20 protein-coding genes are annotated in these 23,301 nt (G+C 44.1%); 9 read left to right on the top strand and 11 right to left on the bottom strand.

Annotated features, from left to right (window positions below; all coding sequences use genetic code 11):
• Position 1 precedes the first annotated feature (1 nt).
• The gene (locus J3998_RS02620; RefSeq protein WP_208147488.1) at positions 2-697 is read left to right on the top strand and encodes a sulfite exporter TauE/SafE family protein; all 696 of its coding nucleotides are present in this window, start codon (positions 2-4) and stop codon (positions 695-697) included.
• Positions 698-1,169: 472 nt separating this feature from the next.
• Here J3998_RS02620 and J3998_RS02615 read toward each other — a convergent pair whose 3' ends face one another.
• The 7 genes from J3998_RS02615 to rep all read right to left on the bottom strand — a co-directional run bounded on the left by J3998_RS02615 (position 1,170) and on the right by rep (position 11,384).
• Positions 1,170-2,489, bottom strand: a complete 1,320-nt coding sequence (locus tag J3998_RS02615; protein ID WP_208147486.1) for a TolC family outer membrane protein — start codon at positions 2,487-2,489, stop codon at positions 1,170-1,172.
• 47 nt (positions 2,490-2,536) lie between these two features.
• Positions 2,537-3,142: a response regulator transcription factor gene (locus J3998_RS02610; protein WP_208147484.1), complete on the bottom strand. Its 606-nt coding sequence runs from the start codon at positions 3,140-3,142 to the stop codon at positions 2,537-2,539.
• Between the two features lie 152 nt (positions 3,143-3,294).
• Complete coding sequence (locus tag J3998_RS02605) at positions 3,295-4,680, bottom strand: HlyD family type I secretion periplasmic adaptor subunit (protein ID WP_243750564.1); 1,386 nt, start codon at positions 4,678-4,680, stop codon at positions 3,295-3,297.
• A 2-nt stretch (positions 4,681-4,682) separates the two neighbouring features.
• Entirely contained in the window at positions 4,683-6,875 is a 2,193-nt protein-coding gene (locus tag J3998_RS02600) for a type I secretion system permease/ATPase (protein WP_208147483.1), read from the bottom strand.
• 317 nt (positions 6,876-7,192) lie between these two features.
• Positions 7,193-7,918: an OmpA family protein gene (locus J3998_RS02595; RefSeq protein WP_208147481.1), complete on the bottom strand. Its 726-nt coding sequence runs from the start codon at positions 7,916-7,918 to the stop codon at positions 7,193-7,195.
• A gap of 221 nt (positions 7,919-8,139) precedes the next feature.
• Complete coding sequence (locus J3998_RS02590; protein ID WP_208147479.1) at positions 8,140-9,327, bottom strand: iron-containing alcohol dehydrogenase; 1,188 nt, start codon at positions 9,325-9,327, stop codon at positions 8,140-8,142.
• Between the two features lie 23 nt (positions 9,328-9,350).
• Entirely contained in the window at positions 9,351-11,384 is a 2,034-nt protein-coding gene (gene rep, locus J3998_RS02585) for a DNA helicase Rep (RefSeq protein WP_208147477.1), read from the bottom strand.
• Positions 11,385-11,494: 110 nt separating this feature from the next.
• Here rep and J3998_RS02580 point away from each other — a divergent pair, with 110 nt between their 5' ends.
• The 7 genes from J3998_RS02580 (at position 11,495) to truD (ending at position 17,929) form a co-directional block, all read left to right on the top strand.
• Positions 11,495-12,076, top strand: coding sequence for a methyltransferase (locus tag J3998_RS02580; RefSeq protein ID WP_208147467.1), 582 nt, complete (start codon positions 11,495-11,497; stop codon positions 12,074-12,076).
• Positions 12,077-12,315: 239 nt separating this feature from the next.
• Complete coding sequence (locus J3998_RS02575; protein WP_208147465.1) at positions 12,316-12,480, top strand: hypothetical protein; 165 nt, start codon at positions 12,316-12,318, stop codon at positions 12,478-12,480.
• 9 nt (positions 12,481-12,489) lie between these two features.
• Positions 12,490-13,137, top strand: a complete 648-nt coding sequence (locus J3998_RS02570; RefSeq protein ID WP_208147463.1) for a PhnD/SsuA/transferrin family substrate-binding protein — start codon at positions 12,490-12,492, stop codon at positions 13,135-13,137.
• A 33-nt stretch (positions 13,138-13,170) separates the two neighbouring features.
• On the top strand, positions 13,171-15,036 hold the full coding sequence (locus J3998_RS02565; protein WP_208147462.1) for a response regulator: 1,866 nt from the start codon (positions 13,171-13,173) through the stop codon (positions 15,034-15,036).
• 171 nt (positions 15,037-15,207) lie between these two features.
• Entirely contained in the window at positions 15,208-16,179 is a 972-nt protein-coding gene (locus J3998_RS02560) for a Tim44 domain-containing protein (RefSeq protein WP_208147460.1), read from the top strand.
• Positions 16,180-16,254: 75 nt separating this feature from the next.
• Positions 16,255-16,716 carry a hypothetical protein gene (locus J3998_RS02555; RefSeq protein ID WP_208147451.1) on the top strand — a complete coding sequence of 154 codons (462 nt, stop codon included), beginning with the start codon at positions 16,255-16,257 and terminating at the stop codon, positions 16,714-16,716.
• Between the two features lie 88 nt (positions 16,717-16,804).
• Entirely contained in the window at positions 16,805-17,929 is a 1,125-nt protein-coding gene (gene truD / locus J3998_RS02550) for a tRNA pseudouridine(13) synthase TruD (RefSeq protein WP_208147449.1), read from the top strand.
• Positions 17,930-18,070: 141 nt separating this feature from the next.
• Here truD and hisI read toward each other — a convergent pair whose 3' ends face one another.
• The 4 genes from hisI to J3998_RS02530 all read right to left on the bottom strand — a co-directional run bounded on the left by hisI (position 18,071) and on the right by J3998_RS02530 (position 22,186).
• Positions 18,071-18,511 carry a phosphoribosyl-AMP cyclohydrolase gene (gene hisI, locus J3998_RS02545; protein ID WP_208147447.1) on the bottom strand — a complete coding sequence of 147 codons (441 nt, stop codon included), beginning with the start codon at positions 18,509-18,511 and terminating at the stop codon, positions 18,071-18,073.
• 9 nt (positions 18,512-18,520) lie between these two features.
• Entirely contained in the window at positions 18,521-19,600 is a 1,080-nt protein-coding gene (locus J3998_RS02540; protein ID WP_208147435.1) for a 3'-5' exonuclease, read from the bottom strand.
• A gap of 211 nt (positions 19,601-19,811) precedes the next feature.
• Positions 19,812-20,909, bottom strand: a complete 1,098-nt coding sequence (locus tag J3998_RS02535) for a GNAT family N-acetyltransferase (protein WP_208147433.1) — start codon at positions 20,907-20,909, stop codon at positions 19,812-19,814.
• A complete protein-coding gene (locus J3998_RS02530) occupies positions 20,906-22,186 on the bottom strand; it encodes a BtaA family protein (RefSeq protein ID WP_208147431.1) in 1,281 nt (426 codons plus the stop codon). Before J3998_RS02530 ends, J3998_RS02535 begins: the two co-directional genes overlap by 4 nt.
• A gap of 233 nt (positions 22,187-22,419) precedes the next feature.
• Here J3998_RS02530 and J3998_RS02525 point away from each other — a divergent pair, with 233 nt between their 5' ends.
• Positions 22,420-23,274 (top strand): HAD-IIB family hydrolase, encoded by an 855-nt coding sequence (locus tag J3998_RS02525; RefSeq protein ID WP_208147428.1) that lies wholly within the window; start codon positions 22,420-22,422, stop codon positions 23,272-23,274.
• The last annotated feature ends 27 nt before the right edge of the window (positions 23,275-23,301 follow it).

The following is a 23,301-nucleotide window of genomic DNA, read 5'->3' as shown; positions in this document are numbered from 1 at the left end:
GATGTTTGAAAGTATTTATTTAGCTGCTTTGCTGACAGGGTTTCTGGGCGGCGTTCATTGTCTCGGAATGTGTGGTGGTGTTGTCGGTGCGTTGACTTTTAGCTTGGAGGTTAAAAACCAAGCCAGTTGGTGGCGAATGCTGCCTTTTCAATTCGCTTATAACGCTGGACGAATTATCAGTTATATGTTGATAGGTGCTTTATTTGGCGCTTTGGGCATGTATCTTAATCAATCTCTTGCGAGTGTTTTACCTTTTCAACAGAGTCTGCAAATTGTGGCAGGTTTATTTATGTTGGCTTTAGGTTTGTATTTGGCCGGTTGGTGGCAAGGCATTGTTGTGATTGAAAAAGCCGGGCGTAGTTTATGGCTTAAATTATCTCCCTATGCTCAACAGATGCGTACTGTTAAAAATTACCGTCAAGCGGGTTTGTACGGCCTAGTTTGGGGCTGGCTGCCATGTGGTTTAGTGTATAGCATGCTGATTTTGGCACTTAGTGCGGGTGGTGCTTTGCAAGGTGCTTTGGTCATGCTGGCTTTTGGTTTGGGGACTCTGCCCAATTTATTACTTATTGGTGCTTTTGCTTTCTTCTTTACTCGCTTAAGTCGTAACGTATGGGTAAAAAGTTTAGCTGGAATTACGGTAATGTTGATGGGGCTGCATCAAATTTATTTGGCGCTAGTCGTATCGATTGCTTAGGGAGACGCAGAATAAGTCCCCATTGACTTCAGTGAGGAATTTGAAGAGATAAATTCTAGGCAGCGTTTGAGAAGCATAGCCTTAGCTATGGTTGAGAACGCTAACAAAGAAGTGACTCTTCAAAACCTCGACTAAACGAAGAACTCGACGCCCGAAGGGGGAAGTCGAGACAGGGCTTTGTAAAATTTGTCTAAGCGGTGTTGTCTGTTTTTGCCAGGTCTAGATTGACGGCAAACAGACGCCTTGCTTAGCCTAAATTTTACTTTGACTGAAGTCATTTGGACTTGTTCTGCGTTTCCTTAAGCTACGGGCGATTTATTTTAAGGTGTGCGGTATTTGTTTTATCTGGCCCGACAGATATAGATATATAAAAGCTGCTGGGGTTCTGCTCTTGTTTATCGTTTTTAGAAAGTAAAAAGCCCAAGACTAATTTTTAGCCTCGGGCTTTTTTAACATTGATAACTAAAAAATATTAGTTTTGAGCAACAGTGTTGTCGTAATCAACGGTAATGCCTAGTGAGTTAACCAGTGTGCCCATACCGTTTAAAACGCGATATTTAGCAATCATGTAATCACTTTCACTAGTGATGAATGCAATTTTCGCACGTACATACTCGTCTTCAGTGTTTAGTAGGTCAAGTAATGAACGACGACCTAGACTGAACTGTTGACGATAACCTTTCAAAGTTTCCAGAGTTGAATCAATTTGCTGCTGTTGGAAAATCAACTGTTCGCCAAGGAAGTTAGTTGCTTCCCAGGCGTAACGTAGGTTTTCAATTGCTTCACGGCGTGTATTGTTACGAACTTCTGCTGATTGGTAGATGTCCGCTGCCGCACGATCAACGATTGCTTGGTCTTTACCGCCGTTGAATAGGTTGTAGCGAAGACGAAGCATTGCCTGGAAATCTTCATATTTACCAGGAGTTAGATTTACGTTGTCGTCGTATGTTTGCGATACTTCGATGTCTACTCGTGGGTACATCAGTTTGTTTGCTGCTTTATACTGCGCTCGCGCTTCTGCAATGTCTGCATTAGCAGATCGAAGGGTAGGGTGTTGCATTAGCGCAGTGTTAACTGCTTCTTCCAAAGTCCCTGGAATGCTGATGTCCATGTTTGGTTTAACCAAATCACTGTCTGGGAAACGACCTAGAACACGATGGAAACGAGTCAACACATCTTGGTAGTTGTTTTTCGAAGCAGTAACATTAGCGTTAGCAAGTGCTAAACGAGCTTTCGCCTGGTCAACTTCTACCTGGTTACCAACACCTGCTTGGCTACGTTGGATGATTTGGTCAAGAATACGCTCGTGAGTTAGACGGTTTTCTTCTGCTAGGTTTAGAAGCTGCTGTTCTTTCAGCAGGTTCATGTACGCAGAAACCATGTCTAATGCAACTTTGTTAGCGGCTGCTTCAGTTGTATGTTTTGATGACTGTAGGCGAGCTTCTTGACGCTTGATTTCGTTTTGCGTTCCAAAACCTTCAAAAAGGTTTTGAGTCACACGAATAGAGGCTTCGCGACGAGTTTCATCCCAAACCTCACCTGCATCAGTATTGACGGTTTCTTTGCCAATGCCTGCTGCAAGATCAACAGAAGGTAACCAACCGCCTTCTGCTCCGCGAAGGTCAGCTTGTACGCCTTGCTTTTCTTTAACTTGTTGACGGAATTCCGGGCTATGCATAATAGCGTCTTCAACAGTTGGGATTAACTCAATTGCTTGTGCAGATGTCGAGAAACCATTGATTGCTATTGCACTGCTCAATGCAATAATAAGTTTTGGTAAGCGTTTATTCATAGTCATCGTCTCTGTCAGTCCAAATTCTATAGATGTAAGTTGTTAGGTTATGACCAATTTTTAATTTTTAAAACCAGAGAGAGTCGGTCGGTAACCTCTAGTTTTTCAAAAACATTACGCAAGTGCGCCTTGACTGTTCTTTCGGTAATTCCTAAAGCTTCCGCAATTTGACGATTGCTTTTTGTCTCAAGAACCAAATCTGTAGTTTCGATCTCTCGATCAGTCAGTAACTCTTTCCAGCCATCGTTAGGTAGCTGATTTCGCATAAGTGATGTAAACATCGCCTGCATAATAGAAGGTCCCAACCAGACGCTATCTGCTTTTACGGTTGAGATAATCTGCTCAATCCTTGGTTTAGCAGCAAAAGTATTTGCATAGCCGCGAATGCCATTCTGAAACAGTTTTATCCCTTCTGCATCATTTGGAGTATTGCTTAATGCAACAACGCCAAAGCCTTTTTGTGCAAGGCTAATAATACTGTTTACTGTAACACTATCATTTATTTGAATAAACAATAAATAGTGTTTGCATTGCTCATCTTTTATATCGGCTAACTGCTGCAAATTTTCGATGAGGGAACAATCATTTGTACAGACTGACAGCCAGTTTTTGCAGGCATTCTCGTCTTGTATAAACAGTAAAAGAGGTTTCATCTACAACCGTACCAATATTTTAAATGTAAAATGTTGCCATATCAATGCGTAGAAAAACCTACAGAGTCACAGGATATTAGCTTTAATTGATTAAAATCACTAATTAATATTATTAATATGTCTATTTTACGTATATTTATTTGCGTAAAGGTTTATGACTCTCTCAGGGCTAAGTCTTTTGCCTTGATAATTGGTTTTAAAATGTAATCTAACACTGTATGTTTGCCGACAATAATATCTACGTCAGCAGTCATACCTGGTAATAGATACAGTGGATCTTTTTCCGTGCCAAGATGGTTTTGCACGGTTTCAATCTTGGCTAGGTAGAAGCTATTTCCTTCTTCGTCGGTGATTGTATCGGCAGAAAGGCTGACAACTTCAGCATCCAAACCGCCATAGATGGCAAAGTCATAGGCAGTGAACTTTACTTTCGCTTTAAGCCCTGGATATAGGAAGCCGATATCCGCTGGTTTGATTTTGGTTTCTAGGACTAGAGTATCATCGTCTGGGACGATTTCGACAATATCACTTCCTGGTTGCACAACTCCGCCAATTGTATTGACGAATACTTGTTTGATTGTGCCGTGTACTGGTGACTTAACATCCGTACGCTGGACACGATCTTCCAAGGCCACCTTAGATTCTTCTAATTGCGCTTTTTCAGAAAGTACTTCGTTCAATTCTTGTTGAGATTGATTCATGAAGTCTTCTTTTGCTTCGACACGCTTCGCTCGATATTCGGTAATCACTGAGCGTATCTGCGGAATCGTGCTTTGCACATCCTTTAGCTTCGACAATACTTCGTTTTGATCACGCTGTAAACGAAGTAAATCAACTTCTGAAGCGACGCCTTGGCGAACTAAAGGACGCATTAAGTCAACTTCCTGAGTGATTAGTTTTAAAGAACGTTCCAACTGAGTTTTTTGTGCCAGTGTGCCACGTAATTCGAATTTTTTCTGTTCGATTTGCTCTACGATAATTGTATCGTTACTCTTATGTTGCTTTTTGCGCGCAGTATAAAGCTCATATTCACGGTCAAATAGCGCTTGAACTTTTGGATTGTCGAATTTTTGTGGCGGATTTAAGTCCTTGCCAGTCGCTTCTGCAGCAAGGCGTTGAGCACGAGCAATTAACTGCGACTCGCGCATCTGACTCTCTCCGAAAGAGCTGGCAAATTGGGTATTATCGAGTTTTAACAGCGTTTGTCCTTTTTGTACGCTGTCACCAGCTTTGACGAAAAGTTCTTCAACAATACCGCCTTCGAGGTTTTGAATGACTTGAATTTGCGTGGATGGAACGACTTTGCCATCGCCGCGAACAATTTTGTCGAGCTCGGCGTAGTTTGCCCAGGCAATTAACCAGATGACCACTAATAGCATAATCCAAACGACTAACTGAGAACGGAAAGTCGGTTTTTCCAAGCTGGCCTGACTTAGGCTAGACATGAACTCAATGTCTTGAGCCTGAATCTTTTCTTTTTCTGTTAGTTCAGTATTTAGCTGTTCTTCAGCGGCTTTTTTAATATTTGCTAATTTCATTGTTACTGACCCTTCTGAATTTTGCCTGCTTTCAGTGCTTCCAAGACGTTTTTCTTCGGTCCGTCGGCGAGAAGCTTACCGTTTTCCATAACCATTAAACGGTCAGTTAATTGCAGAATACTCATTTTGTGGGTGACCACTAATAGGGTGTTCTCAGAAAGGCTTTCACTTAAACGTTCAATCAAAATCTGTTCGGATTTAGCATCCATTGCATTGGTCGGTTCGTCAAACATATAAACAGGTGCATCAATCAGTAGTGCGCGAGCTACACCGATACTTTGGCGTTGACCACCGGAAAGTGATTTACCGCCTTCGGTAATGCGCATGCTGTAACCTGCGGGATGCAGTTTGACAAAATCGTCCACGCCGGCAATGCGTGCTGCTTGCAGAATCTTAGCGTCATCGATGAACGGTGCACGATAAGCGATGTTTTCGCGCACATCACCACTGAAAAGGGTGACGTCTTGCTGTACATAGTTGATATTGCGACGTAGTTCGGCTGGGTCTAGCTGAGTGATGTCGATACCGTCAATCAGAATGCTACCTTCGTCTGGCTTGTAGAAACCAAGAATCAGTTTTTGAATGGTTGATTTACCGGAACCGATTCGGCCAATAATCCCGATTCTTTCACCAGGGTTAATGGTAAAGCTAACATTGTTCAATGCCGGTTTACTTTCGTTTGGATAGCAGAAAGAAACATTAACGAATTCGATTTTCCCTTCAAAACGAGGGTGTTGAATAAAGCGCTTGTTGACTGGGCGCTCAACCTCTTTCTCCATTAGATTATCCAATGAATTTAAAGCGGTACGAGTTTGTAGATAAGAAGTGGCTAAGTTGGCGAATTGTCCCATTGGGCTAACGGCACGTTGCCCTAACATGACCGCTGCAATCAGCCCGCCCATTGTTAGATCTCCGTCAGTAATCATATAAACGCCGGCGATAATAACAACAACGGTACTGATTTGCGATAGAAATTCAGTGGTACGCCCGATTGATGCTTGTAGCATTTTTGATCTTAAGCTGACTTTAGCAATTTCACCGACGGCTTGTTCCCATTGCCATTGCGAGCGTGCTTCTACGCCCATTGACTTGATGGTGTCCATCGCGGTCAGGGTTTCAATCAGAATCGCATTTTTTTCGTTATTAGCTTCATAGGTTGCTTCGATACTGCGTTGAATCGGTTTCATCATCAACAGGCTGTACAGCAAAATGATCAGGATAATAGCGAGAGGAACAACCACAATCCAACCAGAAATAAAATAAATTACCGATAAGAAAATCAGCACAAATGGTAAGTCGATAATGGCAGTGACACTGGCTGAGGTGAAGAAGTTACGAATACTGTCGAATTCGCGCAGAATGTTAGCGAAGGCTCCGATAGAGCCGACACGGTTCGGCATGGTTAAGCCAAGGGTCTGCTCAAATAATTTGGAAGACATTAAAACGTCGCTTTTTTTCCCGGCAACTTCTAAGAAATAGGAACGTAGGTATTTGAGCACTAAGTCGAAGACGTAGATGACAGTGATGCCGATTGCTAAAACCCAAAGCGACTCCACAGCATTGTTCGGCACAATACGGTCATAGACGTTCATCACGAATAGTGGTGTGGCGATAATAAACAGGTTGACTAGGAAAGAGGCGATTAAAACATCGCGGTAGATGGATTTCGATTGCCAAAGGGTGCTCCAGAACCAGTGGCCTTCTTCAAACCCAAGCAGGTTTTCCTGTTTTTTCTCAAGGTTGTGCTTTTGCGTTAAGTAGACGACATAACCGGTGAAATCATTCGCCAATTTTTCCAAACTGACTTCAGTCTGGCCATTGCCGTCGGTTTCCGGAGAAATAATTTTGACCGTACCTGAACTCTTGTCAATTGAGTCGAGAATGCAAGCTTGACGGTCTTTCAAAATCAGGATGCACGGCAGAACCAAATTAGAAATATCATCCAGTTTACGCTGTTTAAAAGAGGCGTTTAGATTGGCTCTTTCGGCGGCACGTTGGAAGATTTCTGGAGTAATTTTCTCGTCTTTTATTGGTAAGCCGGAAATAAGAGCGTCTTTGGTATAAGGCTTGCGGTTCAGCTTGGTATAGATGACCAGACAGTCGAGTAATGGGCTTTCAAGCTCAATATGACTGGTTTTGCTGTTTGGCGTTTTTGCAGCTGAAGTAATAGCCTGCACCTCTGATTTTTCTGTCATGGGTAAGTTCTTTGTTTCAATGTCGTCGTAATGTGTTTATCTATGTAATAAACCATCAAGATTGAATTTATTATTTTGTTCCAAAGTATAGCAAATAAAGTTTTTTGTAAAATGCTTAACGGCTTTGATAACGGGAATTTTGTGATATTTTTTTCACCGAACCAGTAAATATTATTTACCGTATGTTGACTGTTATAAGTATTAACCCTTAATGTTTATGTCTATTAGTGAAAAGTAATTCTCTTCAGATATAAAAAACGCCAGAGAGTGGTTTCACTCAGCTGGCGTTTTTTTTAACCTGTCGAAACAAAATTGTTTTATTTTTTCATCATCGAAGGCGGAATCGTTTGAACTGAATCGCTAGGCAGAATTTGATTGCCTGGAAGAACGCGGAGCTCTACTCGACGGTTTTGCTGGCGGTTGCTTTCACTAGTGTTAGCAACCATAGGTTCATTCTCGCCGCGACCAACAATATAGATGCGACTAGCTAAATTTGGCATTTCAGTTGCGATAAAGTTTTTCACTGAGTTCGCTCGACGCCATGACAAACGCATGTTGTATGCATCAGGACCTAAATCACAGGTGTGACCCATGATTAGTAAGTTGTCATTTGGCTTCATATTATTTAGCGCTGCTAGGTTCGCACGTAGCGTATTGATAGCAGTAGGGCGAAGCGTTGCTTTATCTAAATCGAAGAAAGCACTATTCATCGTGAAGATCGGCTCAGGAAGTGGTGCATTGATTTTTTCTTCAACGACTGCTGGCTCATAGATTGTAACTTCTTCAACGACTGTGTTCGCCTCAGGCTGGATAACTGGAGTACAGCCATTTTGATTAACTGATGCGCCTCGGGCAGTGTTAGGGCATTGGTCTCGGCTATCGGCAACACCGTCTTGATCTAAGTCATCGTACAATTTAATTTGAGCTTCAACGTCGTTTGAATTAAGGCTTTTCATCGCGTTACTTTCAGCGTGAACACCCGATGCAACAGCAATTCCTACGGCAAGCAATCCAAGTTTAAATGCATTGTTCTGAACTTTCATGAGTCGTCTTCTCTCAATTGTTTAGCTTTATAATTTATATTTCATTGCGTCTGCATTAAGTTAACTGATCGTGATCGCTAACCGAAAAAACTCTTCTTTCTGATGCAGTTTCACAGAAAATTTTACCCATCATACACTCAAAACTAAGCAAAAGGCAAAGCTTGCAAAGTGGATGTGTTACTTTTTTACTTAAATTTAATTCTTTGATCTATAAGTGTTATTTATAAACTACTGATAATGGCGTAACGAAGTGCCTTATCGGTTAGGGTCAAAGGGTTGCCGAGCATGCTGCCGCTTCGGCAATTAGCTAAAACCGGATCGATATTATTTTCTTGCAATCCATATTTTGCTAAGCCTTGTGGCGCATATTGGCAACTTAAATCTTGCAGATAACTAATTAATTCATCTAGCGCTTTGTTTTCATCTAAGTCATTTTGACGGCTAACCAAGCACCCGACCTGCGCGTACTTACTCAGGAAAGATGAACTGAAATTGCTATCTTTATGTGCTTGTAACGCTGCAATATTGGCTTGAGTGATTGGTGTTAGAAGCTTGGCGCAGACAATACCGTGCGGCGCTTCAAAAAATGCTCCGATTGGCCCGGCTAATCCGTGTACGGCACCGAGTCCTGCATTGGCTAAAGTCGTTCCTGATAGCATCGCCGCCAGCATCAAGTTACCGTAACCGGTTTGTTGTTCTTCAGCGTTGTCATTGGCAATCATGTCGAAAGCGCCGATAAACTTTTGCATGCCTTGCCATGCCAGTGCGTCGCTGATTGGATTGGCTTTTAAAGTGGTATAGCTTTCTAGAAGTTGGGTGAAGGCATCCAAGCCTGTGGCGTATAACACTTCTTGCGGGCAGCTTTGCAGCAGTTCAGGATCAAGCCATGCTTCTTTGGCAAGCAATTTATTATCGCGGAAAGATTTTTTGAAATGCCCGATACGCGATAAGACGGCGTTTTTGGTAGTTTCGCTACCGGTTCCGGCCGTAGTAGGCACTGCGATAAACGGACAGGTTTCGACATTGAATGGCTTGCCTGCGCCAACGCCTTCTAAGTAATCCATGACTGAAGTTTGCGACGGAATCAAACCGGCGACGGCTTTGGCGGCATCCAAAACGCTGCCGCCACCAATGGCGATCACTGCTTGGTTATCGGCGTCGCACTGCTGCACGATTTCGTCGACTAAATCTGGAGATGGTTCACCGCTGACAGTGAAAGATTGAACCTGACAACTCGATTCAAGTGCAGCGATAAACTGTGCAGCGAACTGCTCAGGTTGAGCGAGAAAACGACTGCTGATGACAACGATTTTGCGATACTGTCTTTGACATTGTGCCAGTAATTCAGTGCGGCAGCCCCAACCAAAATGGAGATGTGGCATCGGAGCATATTCAAAAGGGTTTATCATTGTTTAGTTCTCTTCACTTGGTTTTAGCCGCCGGCGAGCATCGATTTAATGCTGGCAAGATTGTCATTACCGTGTTTTAGCTTCTCTTCTTGGGTGATTACCACGCCCGGTTTACCTTCCCAGTGCAGCAGTTCTTCAGGTAACTCATACAAGAAGCGGCTCGGTTCGCAAGCCATGTCTTCACCATATTTACGGCGTTTACTGGCATAAGTCATGGTTAAGGTGCGTTTGGCGCGAGTGATGCCTACATAGGCCAGACGGCGCTCCTCTTCAAGTCCGGGTGACTCTAAGTTTTGCTTATGAGGTAAGAATTCTTCTTCCATTCCAATTAGAAAAACATGCGGGAATTCCAGACCTTTGGAGGCATGCAAGGTCATTAGGCTGACCATGTCGTGCTCTTGTTCAGATTCATTGCGTTCCATCATATCCATTAAAGTCATATGCGCGACAATGCTGGACAGGCGTTTTTCTTCACCGTCTTCTTCTAAGGCTTTGTTAATAATTCGCTCAATCCACAGCACCAAGTCACGGACATTATTAATGCGGCGTTCGGCGCCTTTCGGCGTGGTTGCGGTTTCATGCAGCCAGTTGTCGTATTCAATCTCTTCAATCAGTGAGCGCACAAAGCTGATAACTTCTTCGCCTTGTGCATCTTCCGCTTCTTTGGCCCACTTAAGAAGTTGTTCGCCGAATAGCTGAACACGGCGTAAAGGGTTGTCATTCAATATTTGAGTGATACCGAACTCTTGAGTGGCATCAAATAGACTAATGCCGCGTTTGGTGGCGTAGGTTGCCAGTTTTTCTAATGTTGAAGCACCAATCTCGCGGCGTGGCGTATTGACCACACGAAGGAAAGCGGCATCGTCATCTGGATTTACAATCAATTTCAGATAAGACATCACGTCTTTGATTTCGGCATGGTCGAAGAACGATTTACCGCCGGAAATGACATATGGTAGGTTGTTCTCACGCAAGGCGCGTTCAATCAAACGTGCTTGGTGGTTGCCGCGGTACAGAATCGCGTAATCGCGGTTTTTGCTGCGGTTTTTGAATTTATGCAACACGATTTCCGATACCACGCGTTCGGCTTCTTGGTTCTCGTTGGCGCAGGAAATTACACGCAGATGGTCACCCATCCCCATGTCTGACCACAAGCTTTTTTCAAAAACGTGCGGGTTATTGGCAATCAAGGTGTTGGCCGATTGCAAAATACGGTTACTGGAGCGGTAGTTTTGTTCCAGCTTAATCAGCTCCAGCGCCGGAAAATCCTCTTTCAGCATTGCCAAGTTTTCCGGTTGCGCGCCACGCCAAGCATAAATGGATTGATCGTCGTCGCCAACCACAGTAAAACGCGCTTGGATACCGACCAATTGCTTAACCAGTTCATACTGTGCGGCATTGGTATCCTGATATTCATCCACCAGCAGATAACGCACGCGGTTTTGCCATTTATCTAAAATGCGAGGTTGCTCTTTAAACAGCTTGACCGGCAGGCCAATTAGGTCATCGAAGTCGACCGCGTTATAGGCCTTTAACTGTTTTTCATAAGCTTGATAAAGAATAGCGCGCGCTTGTTGTTTTTCATCTTCAGCCATTTCCAGTGCTTGTTCCGGCGAGATATGCGCGTTTTTCCAGTTGGAAATATCCCATTGCGCACCTTCAACCATTTCCGGGTCAATATCCTGTTTATGCAATAGCTCTTTGAGAATTTGCCCAGCATCGGTGGCATCCATAATACTGAAATTGGATTTATAACCGAGCGCGGCATATTCACGACGAATGATATTTAGCCCCAGGTTATGGAAGGTCGATACATTCAACCCCTTGCTGTTGTCGTCCTGCAAAAGTTTGGTAACACGCTCCTTCATCTCTTTGGCCGACTTATTGGTGAAAGTCACGGCATAGATATGGTGAGGCTGATAATTATGTTTGCGAATCAGATAGGCGATTTTTTCGGTGATTACACGGGTTTTGCCCGAGCCGGCGCCGGCCAATACCAAAGTTGGGGTATCAACATGAAGAACCGCTTGTAATTGTCTGTCGTTTAATCCGTGCATACTTGACGAAGTGTTTCCAATCTTCAATGGCCGCGCTGAGGTCGGCAACATAGGTCAAAATAAAAGGGTACAATATTCTAGCAAAATTAACAGCTTTGGGAATCATCACAGTGGCGACAATTGAACAGCTAAAACAAGACCTGCATATCGACGCAAATCTAATGGGCAAACCGCTAAAGTTTGCCACTACTTGGGGGATATTCAGCCCGCGAGACATTGATTCCGGAACTGATCTGTTATTACGCTATTTGGATATTAAAGAAGACGAAATTGCTCTGGATATCGGTTGCGGCTATGGCCCGATTGGTTTAACCATCGCCGCCAATGCGCCAAAAGGTGAAGTGCATATGGTTGATAAGGATTTCGTGGCGGTCGAATACGCCAATAAAAATGCCGAACTGAATCACTTAAATAATGCCAAAGCCTATTTATCAAACGGATTAAGCAATGTTCCGAAAGAGATTCAATTCACGACGGTGATTTCCAATATTCCTGCCAAAGTCGGTAAAGAAATGCTCAGCATTATGTTGCATGATATTCATGCACAAATGGCCCCAGGTGGTCAGTTAGTCGTAGTTACCATTAATGGGCTACGAGATTACATGAAACGTAACTTTAATGAAGTGTTTGGTAACTACAAGAAAGTTAAGCAGGGCAAAGATTACACCATCTCGCGTTGTATTAAAGAATAGCTGTTCTGCATTGCACTTAACAGGAGAAACTTTATTTTCCTAGCTTGATTCTCTGGGTGATCGGACTGTTTAACGGTTAGATAATTTGCTGGTGTCTTCGTTTTTATCAAGCTAGATGTCCTTTTAAATTCCCTTGATTTTTTAAGGCATATCAATAATCTACCGCTCTTAAAAATTGCCTTAGTAACGCAGTGTTACAATCGCCGCAAGATTGATTGTTTTCGAAAGGCGGTATGGTTTTGCCACGCATTTTACCTCTAATATTTATCGCTTCCTTGTTGGCATTGACTGCGTTCCCATTTGCTCAGGCCAAAGAACCGACTTATGTGATGGGGGTTGTGCCGCAACAGAGTCCGTCCAAATTGTTCAGTGCTTGGCAGCCGGTTACCGAATACCTTTATTAGCAGACGGGATTGAAAATACATTTTCAGACCGAAAAGTCGATTGCCGAATTTGAAGATAAATTCAAAGCCGGTACTTATGATTTTGCCTATATGAACCCCTATCATTTTGTGGTCGCCAATCAAGCGCAGGGCTATACTGCCGAAGTACGCGCTAATCATGATATTCGCGGAGTTGTTGTTTCGCTTGGAAGTGCTCTGACGAAAGAAAATCTTGCCGACACCGTTTTTCTATTCCCATCGCCGAATGCTTTTGCAGCGACCTTGATTGTGAAGTATGAATTACTTAAAAAGTTCGGCGTTCAGCTTGAACAGCGCGCTCAAGTTCAATATGTCAACTCGCATGATTCTGTTTATAAAGGTGTGGAACGAGGTGTTGGCGTTTTTGGTGGCGGGGTTGAACGTACCTTGAATTTACACAAAAAATCTGAACATGACTGCCCTTTACAGGTGGTTTATACCACTCGAGCTTACCCAAGCCATCCGATTACTTTTTTACCGAGCATGCCGAAACAGGATAGAGAGGCTTTGGTTAAAGCGTTTTTACAGATGCCACAAGCTTTGCTGGAACGTTTGAATATTAAAGCATTTCAAGCAACAAATAATGCTGAATATGCTGAAATCAAAGAATTGGCTAAGGTGTTAGCCATAAAAGATTGAGCCGTTTTCGTGCCATTGAGTTGATTTAAGACTATGTCATTTCGTTATAAATTCTTATTGGTTTTTATTGCTGTCGAAGCTTTTTTCGTTGCTTCTATCGTGTTGGTCAATTTTGCGGCGATTAAGAATATTTCACAAAACCTAATGCAAGAACAGTTGCAAGCTTCCGCACAGTTGTTTGGTGAAGTAGTCACCACGCCTTTAATGGTTAATGATTTGGCGACCATTGATGATGCGGCATTACGTTTTGTCGAACAGAAAAATATCCTGCAAGTTGAGGTTTTGGGCAAAGACGGACAAATCCTTTCTCAGGCGACTGATAATGATTTTAGAACCCATAACTACGCTCTGTTTGCCATGCTGGAAAAGCAGTTGCATGAACTGTGGAAAGGCGCGCAACAGAAGGTTGTCATAGATCAAAAGACGTACTTCTTTTTTCAGCGAGAGATTGTTATTTCCGAGCAAGTCATTGGGACACAGCGCTTTATTTACAATGCGACGGCTGTGCTCAATTCGATCAGCGAAACCAAATTATTGACCTTATTGATTGTGGCACTTGAGTTGATTATCGGAACGGCTATCGCGATTTTCATCGGCTTTCGCTTAACCCGGCAGCTTAAGCAATTGACCGAGCGTGCAGAGCGGATTGCACATGGTGAAGCGGCCTCGTTTAGCAATATGGGTGATGCGAAAGGCGAAATTGCCGATCTAGCGAAAGCGATGGAAACGATGCAAGAGCGTGTCGAACAGCGGACGATGGCATTACAGAATGCTCGTCAAGAAGCGCAGCAAGCCAATGAAGCTAAATCGGAATTTCTGGCGGTGATGAGTCATGAAATTCGCACGCCGCTAAATGGCATTATAGGCTCTCTGAATCTTATCGAAGACGCCGAGATGGCTGAGCGCGATGCGGCTTATCTGAATGTGATTAAGTCTTCCTCGGAACATCTGCTTTCGGTGATTAACGACATTCTCGATTATTCGAAGATTCAGGCCGGAAAATTTACCTTAGAGCCGCAAGCAGTCGATGTGAATCAGTTATTAGATGGTTTGGCGCTGTTCTATCAACCGCTATTTGCTAATAAAAACCTGACTTTCCGTCTTGAGAAAGATAATCTGCACGAGGCTTTTATTTATGCAGACAAGGTTCGATTGCAGCAAATATTGAATAACTATATTAATAATGCTCTGAAATTTACCGAAAAAGGCGGCGTGGTATTAAGTGCGGCGCGTACCGATAAAGATGGACTGACATTCGACGTTAAAGATAGCGGTATTGGCATCAAGTCGGAGGGCATGGAGCATCTGTTCAAGGACTTTACTCAGCTGCACCGAGGTAGCAAACGTCAATATGGCGGGACAGGCTTGGGATTGTTTATCTGCAAGCGGCTGGCGGAATTAATGAACGGTTCGGTTAATGTAAGCAGTCAATTCGGCGAAGGGTCGACTTTCTCGGTCTATTTGCAGCCCAAGTGGCTTAAGCAGATGCCGCAGATGAAAACGGCTCTGTCTGGAAAAGAGAGTGAAGTTGATTACGCTAAAATTTCTGTGCTTGTGGTGGAAGATAATCAGGTCAATCAGTTAATCGCGAAAAAGTTATTAGAAAAAATCGGGGTGAAGGTTAGTGTTGCAGAAAATGGCAAACAGGCTTTGGAAGTTTTGCGTCATACAACCTTTGATTTGGTCTTTATGGATTGTCAGATGCCGGTTATGGATGGTTTTGAAGCAACTCGGCAGATGCGTAAATTCGATAGGAATACGCCCGTTATTGCTTTAACAGCCAATATTCAGCCCGCCGACCGCCAAGCTTGCTATCAAGCCGGAATGAATGACTTTATTAGTAAGCCGTTTAAACCGGAGGATATTACCCAGATGTTGAATCATTACTGCCGAGCCTAGGAAAGCGTAGAACAAGTCCAAACGTACTGCTGAAGTCAATGGGTGCTCACTCTGTGTTTCTTTAGTCATTGTATCTTCATAAATTTTATTTATTGTTTTAGCTGTAATCTGCTTATTTTTAGGTAAAATGCGAAGCATTCGTATTAATGTGAAACCGTTCTGGAGATTTTTATGAGTCTGATTCAATCCCGATTGCCGGTGCTGTTTATTGCACTATTTACTCTGTTGTTTGCTTTTAGCCAAGTTGCTGAAGCTAAGCGCTTGGGCGGCGGTAAGTCTTTTGGATACAGTAAACAGGTAGCGCCAAAATCTTTTAACCAAAAATCGACTACTCAGGACTCCAAGCAATCAACTGCGGGAACTGCACCGGCCGGAGCAGCTGCGGCGGGTTCTACCGCAGCGAAATCGGGTGCGGCAAAATGGTTAGGTCCTCTAGCAGGCTTGGCTGTTGGCGGTTTATTGGCGGCAATGATTTTCGGCGATGCCTTTGAGGGTATTCAGTTTATGGATATTCTGTTGTTTGCGTTAATCGCCTTTATCCTGTTTAAATTGTTTATGCGCAAAAAACAACAGACAGTCGAGCCGCAGCCAGCTTATCAAGGTTATCAACAACCTCAGCAAGCAGAACCGCAACCAACGCCACAGCCGATGCAAGTTCAACAACGCGAAACGCATACTCCGTATGATCCGAATGTCGGTGGCTCAATTATCGGTTCTGGCCTATCGGGTGAAGCGCCATCAGACAATGCGCAGCCAGTCACAGAAACGCCAGAGTGGTTTAATGAAGAAGGCTTTAAAGATGCTGCCACTCAGCACTTTATCGCTCTGCAAAAAGCCTGGGATGAAGTGGATTTAGCTGCTCTTGAAGGTTACTGTGCACCATCGTTATACCAAGCGCTAGTTGCTGAGTTAGCAGGAGTTGAGCCGGGTGATAACCAAACTAATGTGGATAGTGTGTCTGCCGAAATCGTCGATAAGGTGATTGAAGATAATTACTTTATTGTCAGCGTGCGTTACAGTGGCTTCATTGAAGAAAATGCCAATGAAGGCGCGCACGCCTTTAGCGAAATTTGGCATATTCGCCGTTTGCAAGAAGGTGAAGGAAACTGGCAGATTGCCGGGATTCAACAAGAGCAGCGTTAAGCGTATTGTTTTCCCTTCTTTTGCAAAAGCCTTAAGATATAAAAGTCTTAAGGCTTTTTTATTAGGGAAATGCTTATGAATTTCAGAATTGTTTCGCGACTGTCTTGGCCTCTGTTGTTATTGCTAACCAGTCTGTTTGCTTTACAGGGTTGTTCTAAAGAACCGGTGAAAATCGTCAGCGCGCAGATGGTTGATAACCTAGATCGCGGCTCCGGTAATTTCGACCGCGTTTTTCAACTCTGTTTGGATAGGCCTCTGACCTCCAACTACTACCATCGCGTAGTATTGATTTCTAAAGAAAATGTCAAAATCGAAGGTGATGGTCTCTTACGTCCGATGGCATCTGATCCGGATAACCCTTGTTACTTGCGCAATATCTATCTGTATATCAATAAAGATTCTCCGGTTGATGCACGCGCGTTGATTAAAGATTACATGGTGCCGGGCAATGTTCGTCAGCTATTGGTACAGATTTATAATGAAAAGCCGCAGGGTAAAGAACTGCCGATTGCGGAAAAGGTTTTCAATAACCTTTAATTAACAGAGCTGAATCGAATCCCTTACAATATAGCCCGAATTCGCCTGCGCGTGAGTTCGGGCTTTTTATTTTCCGGAATATTTTCTTATGTTACTTTCTCCCTCGTCTCCTGTCGATTTTAGCAAACTTGCCTATATGAACGGTGCGCCGCAAATTAAGGCCGATTTTAAAGTCGAAGCCGAAGATTTTCAGGTGCAAGAGCAGCACGCTTACAGCCTAAGCGGTGAAGGCGAACATTTGTGGTTGTATCTGCAAAAGACCGGTGAAAACAGCGAATGGATGGCTAAGCAAGTTGCTAAATGGGCCGGTGTGCCGCGTTCGGCAATTGGTATGGCAGGGCAGAAGGATCGACATGCGGTGACACAGCAATGGTTGAGTGTGCATTTGCCGGGCAAACCGGACCCGGATTGGAGTGCTTGGCAGTATCCTCAAGTCGAATTGTTACAGAGCACACGCCATAATCGTAAATTGCAAACGGGAGGGTTAAGCGGCAACCGTTTTATTTTACGTTTGCGCAATCTACGTCAATTGGATGAATCACCATTTGCTGAACCCGCAGCGGCGATTGCGGAATTGAGCGATCGACTTGAGAAGATGAAATGCGGTGTGCCGAACTATTACGGCGAGCAGCGTTTTGGAAAGAAAGGCGCTAATGTTCCGAATGCTTTGAGAATGTTGCTGGAAAATCAGCGGGTGCCGCGCAATAAACGCAGCATATATCTATCGGCGTTACGTTCATGGGCTTTTAATCGTTACCTTTCGCAGCGAATTATTACGAATAATTGGAATCAGTATTTGGTTGGGGATATCTTCCAACTGGAAGGTTCTAGTCGTTGTTTTGCCGATGATAACAGTGAAGATTTGGCACAGCGTTTGGCCGAGGGCGATATTCATCCCGTCGGACTGTTGATTGGCGAAATCGGTGCAAAATTATTGTTACCGAGCGGCGCGGCGCTACAGGCTCAACAGCATTGGTTAGCAGAATTTGAAACTTGGCAGCAGGCGTTAAGTGATGCCAGAGTTAAGGCCGATCATCGCGCGCTACGCCTTATTCCACAAGACTTGCAGTGGCAGTGGCAACCGAATGCTGATAACCAGCAGTTGGATTTACAAGTCGAGTTCACTTTACCGGCCGGTGCTTTCGCGACCATGATGTTGCGTGAATTATTGGATGCCGTTGAGCCGGTGCGTCAGTTCCCGCAAGAAGCTTAACAAGAACCGAGCATGCATAATGCGTTTGCTGAATTTAGCCTTGATACGCCTTGTCGATAAGAATGTGGATAAGTCTGTGGATTGTGTATAAGTGGCTGTGTGGGTTGGGGCTAAGACTGTGCCCCAACGGCAATGAGAACTCTATTTTTTGTATAGTTCTTCTGGAGAGATAAGTGGCTCGCTAGTAACAGTCGCTTTATCGCCGTCTATTAAAGTATAGAAACAGCTACGACGGCCACTGTGACAAGCTGGCCCGGTTTGGTCAACCAACAGCAAAATGGTATCGCCGTCGCAATCGAAACGCAGTTCTTTTAAGACTTGAATTTGTCCCGATTCTTCGCCTTTGCGCCAGTAATTTTGGCGTGAACGTGACCAGTAACAGACACGACCGGTTTCTAGAGTTTCCTGAAGAGATTTGTCGTTCATCCACGCCATCATCAAGACTTCTTTGCTGTCGTACTGTTGGGCAATGGCTGGAATCAGACCGTCTTTATCGAATTTGACTTTGGATTGTAAGTCTTGCCAAGCGACTTCGTCGCCAAGCTTAGCCTTTTCCAATTGTTTGAAAGTTACTTCACACATACTGAATCCTTAGCTACGTTTGGCATTGGCAAACGCCGCAGCAAATGGGTTATTGGTAATGGTGTCTTTAATTTGTTTTGGCTTCTTTTTCTCGGCAATCTGCGATTTACGACCTTTGTCCAACATGGCATTGAACAGATCGACCGTTGCTTGCGCATCTGCCAAAGCATCGTGTGCATCCCCCGGGAAAGGTTTGCCAAGGACTTTCTCATAAGCCATGGTCAGTTTAGGCGTTTTATAGAACCAGTACATGCGCTCGGAGTGCCAACGAATTGCGCCATTTAAGTCGCGACTTAGCTCGGCAACGTCTAACCATTTGTTGTAGTCCAGCTCAAAACGCAACATTTTCTTCTCGGCGCTTTTTTCCAAGTACATAAAATCGCTTTCGGTACTGTAGGCAAGAACGATGTCGGCGTCACGAAGTTGATCGTGAATTTCATCCCAAACGTGACCAAGCAACGGCTCGCCCTGAACCATTTCGGTAGTGATATTGTGCTTCTCGTTTTCTGGAATGTCGTACCCTGGATTAATAAGCTGATTGAATAATTCCTTGCCTTCGCCGTCACAAGCCGAAAGCTGAATAATATCGGCATTGGGATCGGTGGAAATATTGGTTGCTTCGATATCGATGCAGACAATGTTTTTGCCTTTTAGTTCTTGCGCGTGTTCTTTGAGTTTATAAAGTGCATCGTTACGGCGCTCTAAAATCAAAGGAATGACTTCTGAATCCAAGAACTCTTTTAGCAAGGCTTCAATTTTCTTACGCAGTTTCGGAATGGATTTGGTCAGGGCATTGCGTACCGCTTCATCTTCCGAGCAACGTTCGATAAAGCTATCAATATCCATGATTTCTTCTTTGACACTAACCGCATTCAAAGTCGCTTTAATCAGCTTCTTCAGATCAAAGTCGTACTCCTCCAGAGGCGGAATCAGCACTTGTGCATTTAATAGAGAGGTTTCCCCTTTGGCTGGGGAAGCCATAATCTCTACGCCTTTAATGGTTAAGCCGTCGGAAGCCGCTACCGCTACGATGTATTCTTTTAGCGGTTGGTTGCGTTTATCAATCAGAATCAGTTGTGCATTGCTCATGAGAATCGAGTTCAGTCTAGTCAAAACAAAGACGCTATTTTAACAGCCTATATCGCAAAAATGCCGCAAATGCATACTAGGTTGTCTAAGGAAACGCAGAATAAGTTCCCATTGGCTTCAGCGAGGAATTTGAAGGGATAAATTCTAGGCAGCGTTTGAGAAGCATAGCCTTCGCTATGCCTGAAGTCATTTGGAGTTGTTCTGTGTTTCCCTAAAGGGCGTTATCTTGCAGGAATTGTGGCGCATAGCGGTTTAGCACTCTGCTGAATTGCTCTAGCATCCAACGCTGTTTAAAGGTGAGATGACGACAATAGATAGCGCTGTATTCAATAATCGGGGTGCCGCCGCGATTGCGTTTGAACTGCGCTGCGCCGGAACTTAAATTGACATCCATATTTCGCTCTTGCGCTAGTTTGAGCAGTTGCGCAATGGCAAGGCGATATAGGCCGAGGTTTTTCGGTGCCGTGGTGTCATAGCCGACAATCGGTGCCGTCATAATGCCGTTGTGGGTGAAAACGCCCAGCGTTGCTAGAATTTTTCCGTCGGCATCGCAAAAACTGAAGAATTCCAGAAGATGCTGACGATGCAGTTCAAACAGATAAGGCGCACTGAACTGCGGGTTGAGGCTTGAATGTTTTTCGATAAATAACTGTTTAAAGCAGGCCTCAATCTCATCGAAATGCTCTCGGTTATGTTCGCTCGGATTTAGCAAGGTCAGTTCGGTTTTTCGCAGTAGACGGAAATCATTTTTGACATTGTTACGTTTCGGCCAATCTCCATCTTTACTGAATAGATAGACTTGACGGGCTGGCAGAAGTAACCAGCCTTGCTGTTTTAAGGTTTGTATTAATTTGGCATTGTGCTGTTCATTTAGAGAGCGAATACTCAAGTTATAGAACGGGTTTTGGTGCACTAGTTTTTGAGTGATTTCTTGTAAGTCTTCACTCGGCAGTTCGCACATTGGGTTGGTAGAAAACAGCCAATTATTTAAACAGACACTTTGGTTAATCTGCGCCATTTTCAACCATGAACCAGCTAGGTATGACGCTTTATGTAGCAACCAGCGTTGCCAAGCCGATGGGATTAAATCCAGCTCTTCGCGTGCATAGTCTATGTAAGCGCCGTAAAACGAACAGATATAACTGTTGTCGTACTCTTCTTCATTTCGGCTTAGCGGGTAGTAATGCATATTGTGATGAAAGCATTCCATTTCGGTGTAAAGGTTAGCAATCGCTTGCCGTGGTGCAAAGCGATTGTACATCTGCACAAAACCGTATACAGCGAGATAGGGCGGTGCATTTAAACTCATGCAGGGCTTCCGATATTTTTTTGATAGACGAATACCGCGCCGTAGATGGCTGAACGGTCTTGACGTGTCCATTCCGCATTGGCAACCGAATCGGTCCTCCAATTGGCTAATAAGTCTTCGTTTAGCTTGCCTTCCAATGGCGAAATTCTACCGGCGGTGCGGAATACCACGCGTGCGCCTTCTTGCGCTGTACGGTCAACTTCTTCCCATAGTTCATTTAATTGTTTTTCATCCATCCAATCCTGTGCATCCAAGAATAGGTAAGAAGTCAGGCTTTGATTTGGCATTTGCGCCAAACGCGCTGTCATCGATTGGTGGTGCACATCAACTTTCTGCCAGCTGTGCTGCAAGTTGTTGAAATGTTTTTCCTGTAGATAGCGCGGCACCGCTTTGCGGCCTTGGTGGTCATACTTGCGGGCAAAAGCTTGCCAAGCAAAATAGTTTTCATCTAATGGATAGTCACAAGCTAAGCGACGAGCACGCTCTTTTAATAGTTGATGCATGCCTTGTTGCAGCTCTTTAGAGTCTTCGGCCATCTCGTTAAATTGCGATGGCGGAATTCCCAAGCTGTACAGGACGACCGGACGATTGCATAGCCACTTTAGTAGACGGGTATCGAAAACCGGTGCGACATGCCGGTCGAATAACTTTTGCTGTTCTTCAAGCGTTTGCGCTTGCATGACTTGGCTGATGTCATAGCCTAAGCGTTTACTGACCCAGTGAATCAAACCGATAAATTGCCCAAGTAATCCAAAACGATAGAAGTTGCGAGTGAATAGGCTGATACGCGAACGACGTAACCAACCTTGTCGCTTATTCCAGTAAGCTCGGGTTGTGGCATCTAAATGCGGTTCAAGGTAGGTCTTATACAATTGCAAATTCTGTTTCTGGTCGGCTTGCCCGAAAAACTGATAGAAACTCTGTGCATCTGGAAGGTGGTGCAGTGCCGCTAGTTTTAAGTTCAATAGTGCGATATGTGCTTCGTTGAGATCAACTACGGTAACCGATTGCGGTTGCTCGGTTAGATAATTCAGGACGTTACAGCCACCGGAAGAGATGGTGAAAATTCTCGAATCTTGATTCAGTTGCAGAGCTTGAATGTCTACTTCAGGGTCCTCCCAGATTTGCGGATAGACCAGACGGTCAAACCAGGCGGTAAACAGACGGTCTTGTATGCCTTTTCGGCTGAAGATGCTACTGTTATGTACGGCCTTATTTAATAATCTTTTCGTGTTTTGGGCGCTTTTGGCCGATTCTGGAAGGGTGGTGCTATTCATGACACTCGGACTCTTAATAACCAATAATTTTAAGGAAACATCTTAAGAGCAAGCGGAAAAAGCTGAATGAACATCCGGTGAAGCTTAGGTAACAAAAGCGTGACAAAAGTATTTGCACTAAGAGTGGGCGATTTGCACCGTGTTGATACAGAAATAAAGCCGGTTTGTCCTGTGTTGGCATAGCAACTGCTAAACCTTACTTAACTTTCGCAAACGCAAAGAAATACAAAATTATGACCCTTCAAGTGACTGCAAACCCGTCCGGTATTTTTGTTTTTACCGATTTAGACGGTACCTTACTCGGGCATCACGATTACCACTATCAACCGGTTTTGCCGATGCTGAAAAAGCTGCAAAGCTTGCATATACCGGTCATTCTCAACTCCAGCAAGACCTTCTACGAAATGCGCGATTGGCTTGAACGCCTAGGTTTACAGCCGCCCTTTATTGCCGAAAACGGCGGGGTTATCTACTTCTCGACAAACGATGAAAACCAGAAACGATTGTTAGGGAAAGACTATTCGCAGATTCGTCAAATCTTGCAGCAGCTGCGTCACGAGCAGGGTTTCAACTTCAAAGGTTTTGGTGACGGTACGGTCGAAGATGTGATGCGCTCCACTTCTTTGGATCGAGCTAGCGCTCAGCAGGCGATGCAGCGTGCTGTGACTGAGCCAATTACTTGGCTGGATACCATGACGCGTTTAGAGCAGTTCAAAACGCTATTAGCCGAACATGGTTTGCAATTGCAGAAAGGAGGGCGTTTTTATCATGTTATGGCGCACCATGATAAGGCAAGTGCACTAGAGTGGGTCGTTAATCAGTCGGTTTCAGCCGGCCGGTTCGGCGAGCAGAATTCTAATTTGGCCGAGAAAGTTTTTGCTAAGTCGCCTTGGGTGTTTGCTTTAGGTGACGGGGGAAATGATAAGCAGATGATTCAGACCGCAGATGTCGGTTTAGTACTTCCTGCGGCTAACGGCGATAGTTTAAAAATTGACCGAAAAAATGTGTTTACGGCTGAAAAATCATCACCTTACGGCTGGGTAGAAGCTTTGCAAGAATATTTAATTAATCCATTAGAACAAGTTTAAGCGCATCACTTTAGTGAATTGATTGCC

This window comes from Thiomicrorhabdus marina (assembly GCF_017571465.1).
GTDB classification, from domain to species: domain Bacteria; phylum Pseudomonadota; class Gammaproteobacteria; order Thiomicrospirales; family Thiomicrospiraceae; genus Thiomicrorhabdus; species Thiomicrorhabdus marina.
This window is presented reverse-complemented; position numbering and strand designations above follow the sequence as displayed.

What these genes read in the sequence shown, in the direction of transcription:
- J3998_RS02620 (WP_208147488.1), top strand. Translation starts at nt 2, where the DNA reads ATGTTTGAAAGTATTTATTTAGCTGCTTTGCTGACAGGGTTTCTGGGC.
- J3998_RS02565 (WP_208147462.1), top strand. Translation starts at nt 13,171, where the DNA reads ATGTCATTTCGTTATAAATTCTTATTGGTTTTTATTGCTGTCGAAGCT.
- J3998_RS02600 (WP_208147483.1), bottom strand. Translation starts at nt 6,875, where the DNA reads ATGACAGAAAAATCAGAGGTGCAGGCTATTACTTCAGCTGCAAAAACG.
- J3998_RS02530 (WP_208147431.1), bottom strand. Translation starts at nt 22,186, where the DNA reads ATGAATAGCACCACCCTTCCAGAATCGGCCAAAAGCGCCCAAAACACG.
- J3998_RS02535 (WP_208147433.1), bottom strand. Translation starts at nt 20,909, where the DNA reads ATGAGTTTAAATGCACCGCCCTATCTCGCTGTATACGGTTTTGTGCAG.
- rep (WP_208147477.1), bottom strand. Translation starts at nt 11,384, where the DNA reads ATGCACGGATTAAACGACAGACAATTACAAGCGGTTCTTCATGTTGAT.
- truD (WP_208147449.1), top strand. Translation starts at nt 16,805, where the DNA reads ATGTTACTTTCTCCCTCGTCTCCTGTCGATTTTAGCAAACTTGCCTAT.
- J3998_RS02555 (WP_208147451.1), top strand. Translation starts at nt 16,255, where the DNA reads ATGAATTTCAGAATTGTTTCGCGACTGTCTTGGCCTCTGTTGTTATTG.
- hisI (WP_208147447.1), bottom strand. Translation starts at nt 18,511, where the DNA reads ATGTGTGAAGTAACTTTCAAACAATTGGAAAAGGCTAAGCTTGGCGAC.
- J3998_RS02605 (WP_243750564.1), bottom strand. Translation starts at nt 4,680, where the DNA reads ATGAAATTAGCAAATATTAAAAAAGCCGCTGAAGAACAGCTAAATACT.
- J3998_RS02540 (WP_208147435.1), bottom strand. Translation starts at nt 19,600, where the DNA reads ATGAGCAATGCACAACTGATTCTGATTGATAAACGCAACCAACCGCTA.
- J3998_RS02560 (WP_208147460.1), top strand. Translation starts at nt 15,208, where the DNA reads ATGAGTCTGATTCAATCCCGATTGCCGGTGCTGTTTATTGCACTATTT.
- J3998_RS02525 (WP_208147428.1), top strand. Translation starts at nt 22,420, where the DNA reads ATGACCCTTCAAGTGACTGCAAACCCGTCCGGTATTTTTGTTTTTACC.
- J3998_RS02595 (WP_208147481.1), bottom strand. Translation starts at nt 7,918, where the DNA reads ATGAAAGTTCAGAACAATGCATTTAAACTTGGATTGCTTGCCGTAGGA.
- J3998_RS02610 (WP_208147484.1), bottom strand. Translation starts at nt 3,142, where the DNA reads ATGAAACCTCTTTTACTGTTTATACAAGACGAGAATGCCTGCAAAAAC.
- J3998_RS02615 (WP_208147486.1), bottom strand. Translation starts at nt 2,489, where the DNA reads ATGAATAAACGCTTACCAAAACTTATTATTGCATTGAGCAGTGCAATA.
- J3998_RS02590 (WP_208147479.1), bottom strand. Translation starts at nt 9,327, where the DNA reads ATGATAAACCCTTTTGAATATGCTCCGATGCCACATCTCCATTTTGGT.